The organism is Pseudaeromonas sp. HNCC25DJ180 (assembly GCF_055413345.1).
The window spans coordinates 1-14,056 of sequence record NZ_JBVAYF010000019.1 but is presented as its reverse complement, the minus strand read 5'-3'; the positions used below and the strand labels follow the sequence as shown (position 1 = coordinate 14,056).

The 14,056-nt window shown below is 53.7% G+C and carries 9 protein-coding genes; 4 read left to right on the top strand and 5 right to left on the bottom strand.

Annotated features, from left to right (window positions below):
* Positions 1 to 70: 70 nt before the first annotated feature.
* Positions 71 to 1,078, top strand: coding sequence for an asparaginase (ansA, locus tag ACZYTD_RS15685; RefSeq protein ID WP_463893451.1), 1,008 nt, complete (start codon positions 71 to 73; stop codon positions 1,076 to 1,078).
* A gap of 76 nt (positions 1,079 to 1,154) precedes the next feature.
* On the opposite strand, the gene msrB is transcribed toward ansA, so the two are convergent.
* The 4 genes from msrB to malQ all read right to left on the bottom strand — a co-directional run bounded on the left by msrB (position 1,155) and on the right by malQ (position 8,158).
* A complete protein-coding gene (gene msrB / locus ACZYTD_RS15680; protein ID WP_463893527.1) occupies positions 1,155 to 1,541 on the bottom strand; it encodes a peptide-methionine (R)-S-oxide reductase MsrB in 387 nt (128 codons plus the stop codon).
* Positions 1,542 to 1,598: 57 nt separating this feature from the next.
* On the bottom strand, positions 1,599 to 3,686 hold the full coding sequence (gene glgX / locus ACZYTD_RS15675) for a glycogen debranching protein GlgX (RefSeq protein ID WP_463893525.1): 2,088 nt from the start codon (positions 3,684 to 3,686) through the stop codon (positions 1,599 to 1,601).
* A gap of 12 nt (positions 3,687 to 3,698) precedes the next feature.
* Positions 3,699 to 5,882, bottom strand: coding sequence for a 1,4-alpha-glucan branching protein GlgB (gene glgB, locus ACZYTD_RS15670; protein ID WP_463893449.1), 2,184 nt, complete (start codon positions 5,880 to 5,882; stop codon positions 3,699 to 3,701).
* Positions 5,883 to 5,968: 86 nt separating this feature from the next.
* Entirely contained in the window at positions 5,969 to 8,158 is a 2,190-nt protein-coding gene (gene malQ / locus ACZYTD_RS15665) for a 4-alpha-glucanotransferase (RefSeq protein WP_463893447.1), read from the bottom strand.
* A 429-nt stretch (positions 8,159 to 8,587) separates the two neighbouring features.
* Between malQ and gapA the strand changes: the two genes are divergently transcribed.
* Both gapA and ACZYTD_RS15655 read left to right on the top strand, forming a co-directional pair.
* Positions 8,588 to 9,583: a glyceraldehyde-3-phosphate dehydrogenase gene (gene gapA, locus ACZYTD_RS15660; RefSeq protein ID WP_463893445.1), complete on the top strand. Its 996-nt coding sequence runs from the start codon at positions 8,588 to 8,590 to the stop codon at positions 9,581 to 9,583.
* 65 nt (positions 9,584 to 9,648) lie between these two features.
* Entirely contained in the window at positions 9,649 to 10,539 is an 891-nt protein-coding gene (locus tag ACZYTD_RS15655) for a D-hexose-6-phosphate mutarotase (protein ID WP_463893443.1), read from the top strand.
* A gap of 64 nt (positions 10,540 to 10,603) precedes the next feature.
* Here the strand turns inward: ACZYTD_RS15655 and nadA are convergent, their stop codons facing one another.
* A complete protein-coding gene (gene nadA / locus ACZYTD_RS15650; protein WP_463893441.1) occupies positions 10,604 to 11,665 on the bottom strand; it encodes a quinolinate synthase NadA in 1,062 nt (353 codons plus the stop codon).
* A gap of 146 nt (positions 11,666 to 11,811) precedes the next feature.
* Between nadA and ACZYTD_RS15645 the strand changes: the two genes are divergently transcribed.
* The gene (locus ACZYTD_RS15645; RefSeq protein ID WP_463893439.1) at positions 11,812 to 13,944 is read left to right on the top strand and encodes a methyl-accepting chemotaxis protein; all 2,133 of its coding nucleotides are present in this window, start codon (positions 11,812 to 11,814) and stop codon (positions 13,942 to 13,944) included.
* The last annotated feature ends 112 nt before the right edge of the window (positions 13,945 to 14,056 follow it).

The following is a 14,056-nucleotide window of genomic DNA, read 5'->3' as shown; positions in this document are numbered from 1 at the left end:
TCTTGGCGGGCGTTTGTTTTACGCAGCTGGCCTCGTATACTCATCTCTCCCCCGGCCCTCGGAGCGCACCATGAAGAAAAAAATCTATATCGCCTACACAGGCGGCACCATAGGCATGCAGCGTTCGGAGCAGGGTTACATACCACAACCGGGTTTCATGGAGAGCTGTCTGGCCGGCATGCCGGAATTTCATCGCCCCGAGATGCCCGACTACACCATTCATGAATACCAACCGCTCATCGACTCCTCGGACATGACGCCCGAGGATTGGCAACGGATCGCTCTGGATATCCAGGAGCACTATGAGGAGTATGATGGCTTTGTGGTGCTACATGGCACCGACACCATGTCCTTCACCGCGTCAGCGCTCTCCTTCATGCTCGAAGATCTGGCCAAGCCGGTCATCATCACAGGCTCGCAAATTCCCCTGGCCGAGCTGAGATCCGATGGTCAGCAAAATCTGCTCAATGCCCTCTACCTGGCGGCCAACTACCCCATTCACGAGGTGACGCTCTTCTTTAACAACCAGCTATTTCGTGGCAACCGCAGCACTAAGGTGCATGCCGATGGCTTTCATGCCTTCGACTCGCCCGACTTTCCCCCCCTGCTAGATGCCGGGATCCACATTCAACTGGTAGCGGGCGAGCTGGGTAAGCCGACACAGCGCCCACTGCAGCGACACAACATAGCGCCTCAGCCAATCGGCGTGGTAACCCTCTACCCCGGGATCTCTTTTGAGGTGATCGGCAATCTGCTGCGCCAGCCGGTGCGCGCGCTCATCCTGCTCACCTATGGCGTCGGCAATGCGCCGCAGCATCCGCAGCTGCTGGCCCAACTCAAAGAGGGCTCGGCACGGGGCATCATAATCGTGAACCTGAGTCAGTGCTTGCGCGGGCGGGTCAATATGGGGGGCTATGCCACGGGCAACGCGCTCGCCGAAGCCGGGGTGATCTCGGGCTTCGATATGACCACAGAGGCGGCCCTGACCAAACTCCACTTCTTGCTGAGTCAGCCCTTGAGCCCGGAGCAGATCCGGGAGCAGATGCAATGTAATTTGCGCGGCGAATTGACGCCCTGAGCACGCCAAGCCTCAGCCACATGAGAGTAATGAAAAAGCCGCCCAAAACGGCGGCTTGATGTCAGACGACAGAAGACTAGGTCGGTTCGCTGAAGCTCAAACTGACACTGTTGACGCAGTAACGCTGCCCGGTTGCCGTCGGGCCATCCGCAAACAGATGCCCCAGATGGGAGCCGCACGCCTGGCACTGGATCTCGGTGCGCACCATGCCGTGACTGCGATCTTCCAAGTAACGTACCGAGCCAACTAGCGCCTGATCGAAGCTGGGCCAACCACAGCCGGAATCAAACTTGGCCGAGGAGTCAAACAGCCTGGCGCCACAGCAGACACAGTGATACTCCCCGCTCTTGCGGTTATGTAACAGAGCCCCCGAAAACGGAGGCTCTGTGCCCTTCAGACGGCAGACTCGGTACTGCTCGTCATTTAATTTGTCCCGCCAGACATCAGCGGCCTTTGTATCCACCACGTTAACCTCGTTACATTTTTGCAACACAACGTACCAAGGTTAACAGATGCTGGCTTAGACTTCAGGCCGATAAACGTCAATACCGTCACAAATTGTCTGTCGCAGCAGTTTCACCGAGTGAGAGCGACCCACAGCCACCAGATGTTTAAGCTCATCGGGCAAGAAGGGCAAGCCATCACTGGCCACCGTATCTATGACCTGCTCCCACATCATGCCCTCACCCGCCGTAGGCAGACGGAAGTGGATGTCGTAACCACTGCCATTAAACAGCGCCAACCAGCGTTCGCCCGTCCCCGTCAGATCCCCGATATCCATGATGAAAACCTGGGAGACAGGGGTATTCCAGTCGGAATCCGCAAGCAGATGTCCATCCGGGTGATACCAGGCCACCTGCTGGATCACGCTCTGATCGCCAAAGTAGTGATCATCCAGCAACTTCAAACCGGAGAAAACAGCCGAGTTACGGCGCAGGGCGACCATGGTCTTGACGAAACCCAAGAAGAGCTCATCCTCTTCACGCAGCTCCCAATCCACCCAACTGATGCGGTTGTCTTGGCAATAGGCGTTGTTATTACCCATCTGGGTACGACCTATCTCATCCCCGGCCAGCAAGTGCGGCATACCCTGAGCCAACAGCAGGGTCGCCACCATGTTGCGCTTCTGCTGTTGCCGCATATGGGTGATACGCAGCTCGGCCGTCGGCCCCTCGATACCATAGTTGGCGGAGAGGTTATGGCCGTGACCATCCCGGTTATCTTCGGCATTGGCCTGGTTATGGCGCTGGTTGTAGCTGACCATATCCTCCAGGGTGAAGCCATCGTGATAACAGAGGAAATTCACGCTGGAGTGAATCGAGCGATAGGACTTGGGAAAGACATCGCGCGAGCCCAACAGCCGGGTGGCAAAATCAGCCATCCGCCCCATGTCGCCACGCCAGAAGGAACGCACCGTATCGCGGAAACGATCGTTGGTCTCCTTCCATTGGCTGGGGAATTGACCCAGACGATAACCGAACGGGCCTATGTCCCAAGGCTCGGCAATCAACTTGGTACGGCTGATGATGGGATCCTGCATTATGGCCTTAAAGAAACCACCGCAAGGATCAAATTCATTGCCCTCTCGCGCCAAGGTGACCGCCAGGTCGAAACGGAAGCCATCCACCTGCATCTCTTCGGTCCAGTAGCGCAAGCTATCCATCACCAGACGCAGCACGTTGGGATGGTCCACATTCACCGAATTACCACACCCCGCCACATTACTGTATTGATGGTAATTGGGCCCGTGGCCACCATTTTCAAACATGTAATAGCTACGGTTATCAAAACCCTTGAAGCTGAGGATGGGACCACCCTCGCCTGACTCGGCCGTGTGGTTATAGACCACATCCAGGATCACCTCGATCCCGGCCTTGTGCAGCTCGCGCACCATGGTCTTGAACTCCACCACGGCATCTTTCACCCCGTAGCGGGGATCCGGCGCCATGAAGCAGATAGGGTTGTAGCCCCAATAGTTGACCAGGCCCAAGTCGATAAGCCGCGGCTCACTCATGAAGCTGGCTACTGGCATCAACTGGATGCTGGTGATCCCCAGCTCCTTGATGTAGCGGATCACCTCAGGATGTGCCAGGCCTAAGTACTTGCCTCTATGCTCCTCAGGAACCGCTGGGTGCAGCTTGGTAAAGCCCTTGACATGGGTCTCGTAAAGCAGAGTCCGACCGTCAGTAGTGCCGGGTTTCACCGCGCCTTGCCAATCAAACTCGTCCGAAATAACGACACTCTTGCTCATCATTCGCTGACTATCGTCCGCGTAGAGAGCATCATCCCACATCAGGGGACGGTTCAACTGTTTGGTATAGGGGTCCAGCAGCAACTTTTGTTCGTCAAATAGCAAGCCTTGCTCTGGCGTGTTGGGGCCTTTAACCCGATAGCCATAGAGCTGGCCGACCTTGACCCCGTCGATATAACCAAACCAGTACTGCCCCTTACGTTCACGCAGAGGCACACGAGCAATTTCATTCTCGTCGGTATCGAAAAAGCAGAGTGCAACACCTGTGGCATCTGGTGCCCAGACCGAAAAATTACAACCGTTAGCATCAAGAGAGGCCCCTATCGGGGCCTCTTTACCATTCTTGAGCGTGAACATTTCGTTCATGCATTAATCCCCAACCCGCTTGATAAACACAGTGGACAACGGGGGTAGATTAATCACGATCGATTGTTCTTGTCCATGCATGGCTTGATCTTCGCTGTGGAAGACCAGACCCCCCATGTCATAATCACTACCCCAGTAGTAACTGCTGTCAGTATTTAGCATGACCTTGTAGGTCCCGGCTACCGGCACCCCCAGACGATATTCAGGCGTCGGGGTCGGCGTAAAGTTACCCACGATCAGCACCGCATTCTCGCCGCTCTTATCGCGACGCATCATGGCATAGATGCTGCGTTCGTAGTCACCATGATCCAGCCACATGAAGCCGCCCTGCTCATAGTCGGTCTCGTACATGGCGGGTTCACTGCGATAGAGATGGTTTAGATCGCGGATCAGGCTCTGCTGGCCCTTATGCTTGTCAAATTGCAGCAACCACCACTGCAGCTGACCATCATGGTTCCACTCAGTGGACTGAGCAATTTCAGTGCCCATAAAGTTCAGTTTCTTACCCGGATGTGCATACATGAGTCCCATGTAGGCCCGCAGGTTAGCCGCTTGCTGCCACTCATCGCCCGGCATCTTGTGAAGCATGGAGTGTTTGCCATGCACCACCTCATCATGGGAGAGGGAGAGGATGAAGTTCTCGTCATAGTGATAAACCATGGAGAAAGTCATCTCGCTATGATGATATTTACGATGGATTGGATCCTTCATCATGTACTCGAGTGAGTCATGCATCCAGCCCATATTCCACTTAAAGCCAAAACCCAACCCGCCGGTGAAGGTAGGACGAGAGACCCCGGCAAACGCGGTGGACTCTTCGGCTATGGTCATGGCGTGGGGGTAGTTTTTGTAAACTTCTTCGTTAAACCAACGCAACAGACTGATGGCTTCATAGTTGTGGTTGCCACCGTGAATATTGGGCACCCACTCACCCGCCTTACGGGAGTAATCCCAGTAGAGCATGGAAGCTACAGCATCGACGCGCAGACCATCGATGTGGAAATACTCGAGCCAATACAAGGCACTCGCCACCAGGAACTGGCGTACATGATCACGGCCAAAGTCATAGATATAGGAGTTCCAGTCCGGATGCCAGCCACGACGCGGATCTTCGTATTCGTACAGCGGGGTGCCATCGAAACGAGCCAGACCGTGAGAATCAGACGGGAAGTGTGCCGGTACCCAATCCAGGATCACACCGATACCGGCCTGGTGACACTGATCGACAAAATATTTGAAATCATCAGCCGAACCAAAACGACTGGTCGGGGCAAACATGCCCACGGGCTGATATCCCCAAGAGCCGGAGAAGGGGTGTTCGGAAACCGGCATCAGTTCGATATGGGTATAGCCCATATCCTTGACGTAGGCGATAAGCTCTTCCGCCATCTCACGATAGGAGAGCGATGAGCCATCGTCATGGCGACGCCAGGAGGCAAAATGCAACTCATAGATGGAGATGGGCTGAACCAGCTTGTCATTGAGTTGTGAGGCCAGCCATTCGGCATCCTGCCACTCATAGCGCGAGTTGTCATAAACCACAGATGCAAACGAAGGATACTGCTCGGAGTAGAAACCAACCGGGTCGGCCTTATGGGGCAAGCGGTTACCGAGAGGATCTTTTAATTCATACTTATAACGCTCGCCCTCTTTCAGGCCTGGGATGAAGAGCACCCAGTGACCGCAGAGGCTGCGTTGCATCGGATGACGGCGGCCATCCCAGAAGTTAAAGTCGCCAATCAGGCTTACGGCCGTGGCGCTCGGAGCGTAGACGGCAAAACGCACACCGCTAACCTTAACCCCGTTGACTTCAGTTTCGACCAGTTGAGCACCCAGAGTCCGGTAGAGGTTAGATGCATTTTGCGTCATCTCAGCCAAACCGCTGTAGGCAATCTCTTGGAACTGGTAGGGGTCAGTCAGATCGAGAGTACTATCTGGATAGATGATGTGGAGAGTGTAGGAAAAAGGCTTCTTACTGGAGGCAAATGGCTGTTCGAATAAACCACTCTTATCTTTGCATTTCATGCTGGCAAGAACCTTGCCACTACCCAGTTCTCTGACCTCAACCGATTTGGCGCCGGGTAACCAAGCTCTCAGTACCAGTCCCTTGCCTTCTGGATTTTTTACCAGCCCTAAATGCTCAAACGGCTTGCCACAACGGGCAGCGGTTAGTTCTTTTATCAGCATGCCAATACCCTATTAGTCATTATAGTCGGCCCACTTTCGTGGGCCGTTTACGACACGTTAACCGTGTTTCTTTATAATAAGAAGGATTAACGTCCCGCTTTGTTACGCGCTTCACTCATCCGCTGAGCCAAACGAGCCAAAGCTGGGTCGCTGAAGACAGCTTCCAGGTTTTTGGTCAACTTACGACGCCAGTTAGGATACTCCATGCTGGTGCCCGGTACGTTAACCGGCTTGTCCATCTCCAACCAATCTTCCAGCTGGGTACTGAACAGGGCGCAGTTACCCTTACACATGTGAAGCTGCATGCCGTGGTTGAGTTCGGTGCTCATCCCCACCCAAGTCACATCGTTACCGACTGAAGCTGGCAACACACCATGACCATGCAGGCTATCCAGGATGCGTTGTTTGGCCTGATGACGATCGGCGCGCAGCGCCGCGAGGATCTCATCATTAGGATAGAGACCCAATTCGCGACCCAGGGTCAGGTCATCACAATGCCAGAAACCACGCAGAGTCGGCATGTCATGGGTGGTCAACGCCGCCATGGCCTGCTCTGGATAGTGAGCCGGAGAGATGAAACCACCGTCAAGCTTGGAACGCTCGAAGAAGAAGATGCGGTAAGAGTGGACACCGTTTTCCTTCAGCAGCACATCCATGCCATCCGGCACTGTGCCCAAGTCTTCACCTATGATCAGGCAGTTATTGCGCACAGACTCCAACGCCAGAATGCCTAACAGGTCATTGACGTTGTAGTAGATGTAGGCGCCGTTAGCCGCAGAGGCTCCTGGCGGTACCCACCATAGACGCAGTAACGCCATGGCATGGTCAATCCGCAGTGAACCGCAAGAACGCATGTTGGAGCGGAACAGATCGATCATCGGCTGGTATTTGGCTTCCAGCAGTTTGGACGGATCCATGGGCGGCAAGCCCCAGTTCTGACCCAAGGGGCCCAGAACATCTGGCGGAGCACCCACGCTGGCCTTCGGGCAGTAGAGTTCACTGTTTGCCCAAATTTCGGTTGAACCTTCGGAAACACCCACCGCCAGATCGCGATAGATACCCATCACCATGCCGGACTTCTTGGCAATGGCATCGGCTTGCGCCAGTTGCTCGTCAGCCAGGAACTGCAGATACATGTAGAAACGGACATCGCTCTCATGCTCATCAGCCCATTTGGCAACAGCAGGCTTGTGGTATTCGCGGAACTCTTCAGGCCAAGCCGGCCAGCCCCAGGCATTCTGCCCTTCGGCATACAAGGAGGCTTGCAGCGCATCGTAGACAGCCTGTTGCTTCAGGCTATCGCCACCTTCAGCGATGAAGGCAGCAAATGCCTTACCACGATTGGTATTTTTAGCCAACTTGGCACCGGCAAACACCTTGCGCAGTACATCCAGTTTGGCCTCAGTGACACCGGTATAATCAACCCACTCCTTGTCGCGCAGCGCCTGCAGGCGCTGTTGGAACGCGGCGGATTCAACTTCGGCCTTCACAGCTGCATTTTGCAGGTATTCCGGTACGGCTGTGACATCGATGTAGATGACATTCAACCAGCGACGGGAAGAGGGGCTGTACGGACTGGCACTCTCAGGATTCGCCGGATAGAGCGCATGGATCGGGTTAAGACCCACAAAATGCGCGCCCCACTTGGCCATGTTATCAACCAGCAGCCCCAGGTCGGTGAAATCACCCACACCCCAGTTTTTCTCGCTGCGCAGGCAGTATAGCTGGACGCTAGGGCCCCAAACCTTACGACCGTTGGCGATGGGTTCCTGCTTGTAGCACTCCTTGGGCGCAACGATCAGACGCATGGTGCCAAGCACCTTGCGTGCCTTCTTCAAGGAGAGCTCGTGGTAACCCAAAGGCAACTCATTGCTCAGGGCAACTCGATAAGCCTGATATTCCACGTCAGCAAAGTGAGCCACACTCACCATCTCACCATCCACCGGCAGCAGGGTGCCTTTGACGGTATCACCTTGCTCGGTGGCCACTTCCCAAGTCAACTCTTCGTTAACCAGAGTAATGGGAAGACGCAGCTCCAACACTATGGCATCGGCGGTGCGCACGACCATGACTGGATCAATAGGCAACTGCCAGTGCTGGCTCTTCTCTTCTTCCAACTGGGCCTGCAACGCGGCTTCATCATCAACCTTGTACCCCATGGCCGCCAGCATGGCTGCCTTGCTGTCCAAGGTCACGAGAGCCGGATTGCCCCACGCATCCACATAATCATTAGCAATGCCTTTGGCACTGGCTAACTGTTCAATCAAAGTTGTCATATTGGTATTTCCCGCTGTTACGCTTATTTTGATTGAGTCACGGATCCTGAAGCTCCAAATTCTTCAAGACCCAAGGAACCATGCTAGTCGCCCAGAGTACTGGGCGAACCAGAAATCACAAACACCTTCGGGTGCCAATTTTCCCATATTTGGTGTCGCACGAATGTGACCCCCTAGACACTCAGAGCAGTCGTTTTTTCATCATCGGCTCGCGAAAAGGTTTCCAATGCGTAATAATCAACCAGCCACGTGGATCTTGGGGTTCCATGCACAAACAATTTAACCGTTTCGTCATAATGGGAAAAAACTTTCAGGCTTTTTTATGATATTGCGCAATTAAAAAGGCGTTGATGGTTGACTCCCCCCCATGATCTTGTAAATTTATTAGCGAATTTTTTTTGTTAAACAACAACGTTGGGTACAGTTACTATGACTATCAAAGTAGGTATTAACGGTTTCGGCCGTATCGGTCGCTTCGTATTCCGTGCAGCTTTCGAACGTTCTGACATCGAAATCGTTGGCATCAACGATCTGTTGGACGTTGAGTACATGGCTTACATGCTGAAGTACGACTCAACTCACGGCCGTTTCAAGGGCACCGTTGAAGTTAAGGACGGTAACCTGATCGTTAACGGTAAGACTGTTCGCGTTACTGCTGAGCGTGACCCGGCTAACCTGAAGTGGGACGCTGTTGGTGCTGACGTTGTTGCTGAAGCAACTGGCCTGTTCCTGGATGACGCTACCGCTCGTAAGCACATCCAAGCCGGTGCCAAGAAAGTCGTAATGACCGGTCCGTCCAAGGACGCTACCCCGATGTTCGTAATGGGCGTAAACCACAAGACCTACGCTGGCCAAGACATCGTTTCTAACGCTTCTTGCACCACCAACTGCCTGGCCCCTCTGGCCAAGGTTATCAACGACAACTATGGTATCGTTGAAGGTCTGATGACCACTGTTCACGCTACCACTGCTACCCAGAAGACCGTTGACGGCCCGTCTGCCAAAGATTGGCGCGGTGGTCGTGGCGCTGCCCAGAACATCATCCCCTCCTCTACCGGTGCTGCCAAGGCTGTTGGCGTTGTTATCCCGGAACTGAAGGGCAAGCTGACTGGTATGGCTTTCCGCGTTCCTACTCCGAACGTTTCTGTAGTTGACCTGACCGTGCGTCTGGAAAAGGCTGCTTCTTACGCTGACATCTGTGCCACTCTGAAGGCTGCTTCTGAAGGCGAATTTAAGGGTGTTCTGGGCTACACTTCCGATGATGTCGTTTCTACCGACTTCGTTGGTGAAGTTTGCACCTCCGTATTCGATGCCAAGGCCGGTATCGCGCTGAACGACAACTTCGTTAAGCTGGTATCCTGGTACGACAACGAAATCGGTTACTCCAACAAGGTTCTTGACCTGATCGCTCACATCTCCAAGTAATTGGAGCGTTAAGCGAGTTGGATAAAAGGCGGCCTTCGAGCCGCCTTTTTCATTGGGAGAAAAACATGAATACTAGTTTGCAACTGGACACGTTGCGTCAGCTGACGAACACGACACATCTAGCTCGCAATGCGCATGGCATAGAGTTTCTGGTTGTCGCTCGCCCCGATGGTGAAGCCGTCATCAGCCTATTGGGCGCACAACTGTTGCACTTTGCCCCCAAAAACCAACCCAACTGGTTATGGCTGAGCAAAAGTAGCAAGCTAGATGGCTCTCGTGGGATCCGCGGTGGCGTGCCCCTTTGTTGGCCCTGGTTTGGCCCCTCACCAGAGCGTGTCGGCCTGGGGAAACCCCAGCATGGTTTTGCACGCACCTTGGCCTGGCAGTTAGATGGCATCAGCGAGACCACTGAAAATACCTTAATCCATCTCTCTCTCAGCGCCAGCGATGCCAGCCGTGAATTGTGGCCACATGAGTTCGAACTCGAGCTGGATATTCTACTGGGCGACAGCGTAACCCTGCTCCTGACCAGCCGCAATACGGACACCACCCCCTGGACCTACAGTGGTGCCCTGCATAGCTATTTTGAAATAGCCAGGCCAGAAGCGGTTCGCGTAAGCGGCTTGGGAGAGCGCTTTATTGATAAGCTGGATAACTCCACCCTCAAACCAGGCGGGCTATTTACGCTAGATCAGGCAGTGGATCGCATCTATGACCAGGCAGATGAGAAGATAGTCCTCGAACGAGGCTACCAGACGCTTACCCTGCATAACCACAACGCCGATTCCATTGTCGTTTGGACCCCGTGGACGGGCGGTGCCAATATGCCTGACTTTGACAATGATGGGTGGCGCAGTATGCTCTGTGTGGAGAGCGCTATCACGGATCCCGCTGGCATCACACTGGCTCCGGATGAGGAACACTCTCTTTGCGTCATGATCCAGGCTGCGAACTAACAGCGGCAGAAAAGCTAAAGGGCCCTGCGGCCCTTTAGCTTTTGTTGGCGATGAGATGGCACCGTCAGATGTTACTGTGCACCTTGTGCTGCAGCTCAGCGGCAAATTGGAGCATACGATCCAGGGGGATCAGCGCTTTCTGCCGCAACGCCTCATCAACTACTATCTCATGCTCTTGAGAGTCCTCCTGCAATGCCGAGCAAATGGCTACTAGGCCATTCATCGCCATCCAGGGGCAATGAGCGCAACTACGACAAGTAGCCCCATCACCACCAGTCGGGGCCTCGATCATGACCTTATCAGGGCAGGCTTGCTGCATTTTATAGAAGATGCCCTTATCGGTTGCCACAATCAGCTCTTTATGTGGCAACTGCTGGGCCGCCTTGATGAGTTGACTGGTTGAGCCCACAGCATCGGCCAAGGCAATTACAGACTCTGGCGACTCAGGGTGCACCAGAATAGCCGCATCCGGATGTTGTAACTTGAGCTGCTGGAGCGCCTTGGCCTTAAACTCATCGTGCACAATACAAGCCGCCTGCCAACGCAGCATATCGGCTCCCGTCTGCTTGGCGATATAAGCCCCGAGATGGCGATCCGGAGCCCAAATGATCTTCTGCCCCAAGCCATCCAGATATTCAACCAATTCAACGGCAATGCTGGAGGTAACAATCCAATCGGCCCGTGCTTTCACCGCCACCGAGGTATTGGCGTAAACCACAACGGTATGATCAGGATGTTCATCACAGAAGGCACTGAAAGCATCGACGGGGCAGCCCAAATCCAGAGAACACTCTGCCTTCAAAGTAGGCATCAACACCTGCTTCTCGGGGCTCAAGATCTTAGCTGTTTCGCCCATGAAACGGACACCAGCGACTATTAGGGTTTGCGCCGGATGCTGCTTACCAAAACGCGCCATTTCCAGGGAATCGCCGACAAAGCCCCCCGTCTCTTCTGCCAGAGCCTGGATCTCATGATCGGTATAGTAATGGGCTATCAAGACGGCATTACGCGCCTTCAACAAGTTGCGAATATTAGCCTTGTACTCTTCCTGCTGCGCTGCCGACAGCAGAGCCGGTTTAGGCGGAAACGGATAGTCCAGCTCGACAATGCCAACCATACTGCTCATGAACTCATTCCAAAAGACCAGACAGAGGCCAATTATAACGCCAAGTGCGCAGGATCCCAATCTTTGTGGCCCATCACCACACTTCACACAGAACAGCCTAAATAGTGGCTATTCTTAACCATAGGTATTTTCGCAGGGAGCAAGCCATGAATGAGATGTCATTACGCAATAAACTGCTGCTGTTCGTTACCGCTATTTTGCTATTCAGCAGCGTCATTACCACGCTGTTTCTCTGGGCAGCTCTCGGAAGTGCCAATGAGGCCATAGTCAGCAAGACTAAAAATGCCTTGAGTGACGAGGTAGGACACAGCCTAGCGGGTCAAACTGGCCTGTATGGTGAGCGAATTGCCACCTTTATCAATCAAGCCTACCGTATACCCAAAGTCGTTGATGGCTTCATCGAACAAGCCTACAAGCAGAGTGAGTCGGCCCCAAGTCGACAACAGCTCCAGGAGCTACTGCACGGCATTATCCGCAAAGAAACCCAGATCAGTTCCATCTATGCACAATTTGAAAACGATGGTTATCTGGATAAAGACGCCGAGTGGCTCAAAGGTGCCAGCCATTCGGTTGCTGACAAGGGAACACTGGAGATCTATTTTCTCCGCAACCCTGATGGCTCCGCTAGCCAGCAGACGGTTGAAAAAGCGGCCAGCGATGGCAAATATGATGAAACACTCAATGAGTTTGGCATTCGCAATGGCGAATGGTACCTCTGCGCCAAAGAGAAGTTAACCCCCTGCCTCATGGAGCCCTATCTCTATGAAGTTAGCCCCGGCCACCAAGAGCTGATGACCAGCCTGACCTTTCCCATACTCCGTGATGGCAAATTCGTGGGTCTGACAGGCGTAGACCTCAACCTGCCACTGTTTCAGCAACAAACTGAAGAGCTAGCCAAGGCGTTATATGATGGCACGGCTTCAGCCCTGCTGCTGAGCAACAAGCAGCTGATCGTGGGCAGTAGCCAGCACAAGGATAAGATAGGACGGCCGCTTTCTGAATTACCATCAGCCGAGGCTGACAATTGGAAACGTCTGCTAGCGAACAATGGCAATATTCTGGTGGATGAGCAACATGTTCTGGCCCGCTACGACATCAAGATCCCTGTAGCCAACCAAACCTGGACCCTGCTGCTCTCTGTTCCCAAGGCCAAAGCCATGGCCCAGGCCAATATCATTGCCAGTGAGCTCGACAGCCTGGTGAAGGGGGTTGGGATCCGTCAAATCATTATTGGCATGATCATTACCCTGATTGCCGTATTGCTGTTGATTATGTTGCTGAGCAGCATTGCCAAGCCGCTACGCCTCATCACCACACATGTAGCCGACCTGACCTCCTCTGAGGGCGACCTAACCCAACGTATTGGCGTGAAAAGCCACGCCGAGCTCATCAGCCTGGCTAAACATCTCAATCAATTCATTTCGAAACTGCGGGATATTGTGGCCGAACTAAAGAATGTAGGTCACGAAGTGAGTGAGGAGTCTATCCGGGTTGGCACTATAGCTGAGGACATCCATGCCAGTGTGTCACTACAACACCGCGAGATTGACAGCGTAGTGACCGCCATGCATGAGATGAGCACCACTGCCAGTGATGTGGCTCGTTACGCCGCCGAAGCTGCCAGCGAGGCAGAACATGCCACCAAACAGACTGAGCACTCGCAACAAACACTCTCCCGCACCAAACAGGAGATCGAGCGACTAGCTACCGAAATGGGTACAGCCAATACCGCCATTAGCCAAGTGGCCAATAGCAGTGCCAATATCAGTGGTATTCTCGATGTCATCCGATCCATCTCAGAGCAGACTAACTTGTTAGCCCTGAACGCGGCCATTGAGGCCGCCAGAGCCGGTGACATGGGCCGAGGCTTTGCCGTGGTCGCGGATGAGGTCAGAGCCTTGGCCACCAAGACCAGAACGTCAACGGATGAGATAAGCTCGCTTATCACCACACTACAGAGTGAAGTCGCAAACACTCTCGGGATCATTAACTCAGGCGTCAACAGGGCCCATGAGACAGTGCGCAGTTCAGACGAAGCCTATGCCAGCTTGCTGCAGGTTGTACAGCAGATCCAAGCCATGTATGACCATATCACCCAAGTAGCCACAGCAGCCGAAGAGCAAAGCTCGGTAAGTGAAGAGATCAACATGAACCTTACTCGCATCGGTGATGCCGCTAGCACCCTGACCAAGCAAGCAGACAGCGCCAGCCAAGGGAGCAACAGCCTAAAGCAACAAGTTCACAGATTAGAGGAGCAACTCGGCAAGTTACGAACATAAACACTAAAATAAAAAAGCCCGCATCGCTGCGGGCTTTTTTATAACTGCTTGGTGGGTCGTGCGGGATTCGAACCTGCGACCAATTGATTAAAAGTCAACTGCTCTACCGACT

Excerpts from the sequence above, each read along its gene's own strand:
- gapA (WP_463893445.1), top strand. The coding sequence starts at position 8,588 with ATGACTATCAAAGTAGGTATTAACGGTTTCGGCCGTATCGGTCGCTTC.
- glgB (WP_463893449.1), bottom strand. The coding sequence starts at position 5,882 with ATGCTGATAAAAGAACTAACCGCTGCCCGTTGTGGCAAGCCGTTTGAG.
- malQ (WP_463893447.1), bottom strand. The coding sequence starts at position 8,158 with ATGACAACTTTGATTGAACAGTTAGCCAGTGCCAAAGGCATTGCTAAT.
- ACZYTD_RS15655 (WP_463893443.1), top strand. The coding sequence starts at position 9,649 with ATGAATACTAGTTTGCAACTGGACACGTTGCGTCAGCTGACGAACACG.
- ACZYTD_RS15645 (WP_463893439.1), top strand. The coding sequence starts at position 11,812 with ATGAATGAGATGTCATTACGCAATAAACTGCTGCTGTTCGTTACCGCT.
- nadA (WP_463893441.1), bottom strand. The coding sequence starts at position 11,665 with ATGAGCAGTATGGTTGGCATTGTCGAGCTGGACTATCCGTTTCCGCCT.
- ansA (WP_463893451.1), top strand. The coding sequence starts at position 71 with ATGAAGAAAAAAATCTATATCGCCTACACAGGCGGCACCATAGGCATG.
- glgX (WP_463893525.1), bottom strand. The coding sequence starts at position 3,686 with ATGTTCACGCTCAAGAATGGTAAAGAGGCCCCGATAGGGGCCTCTCTT.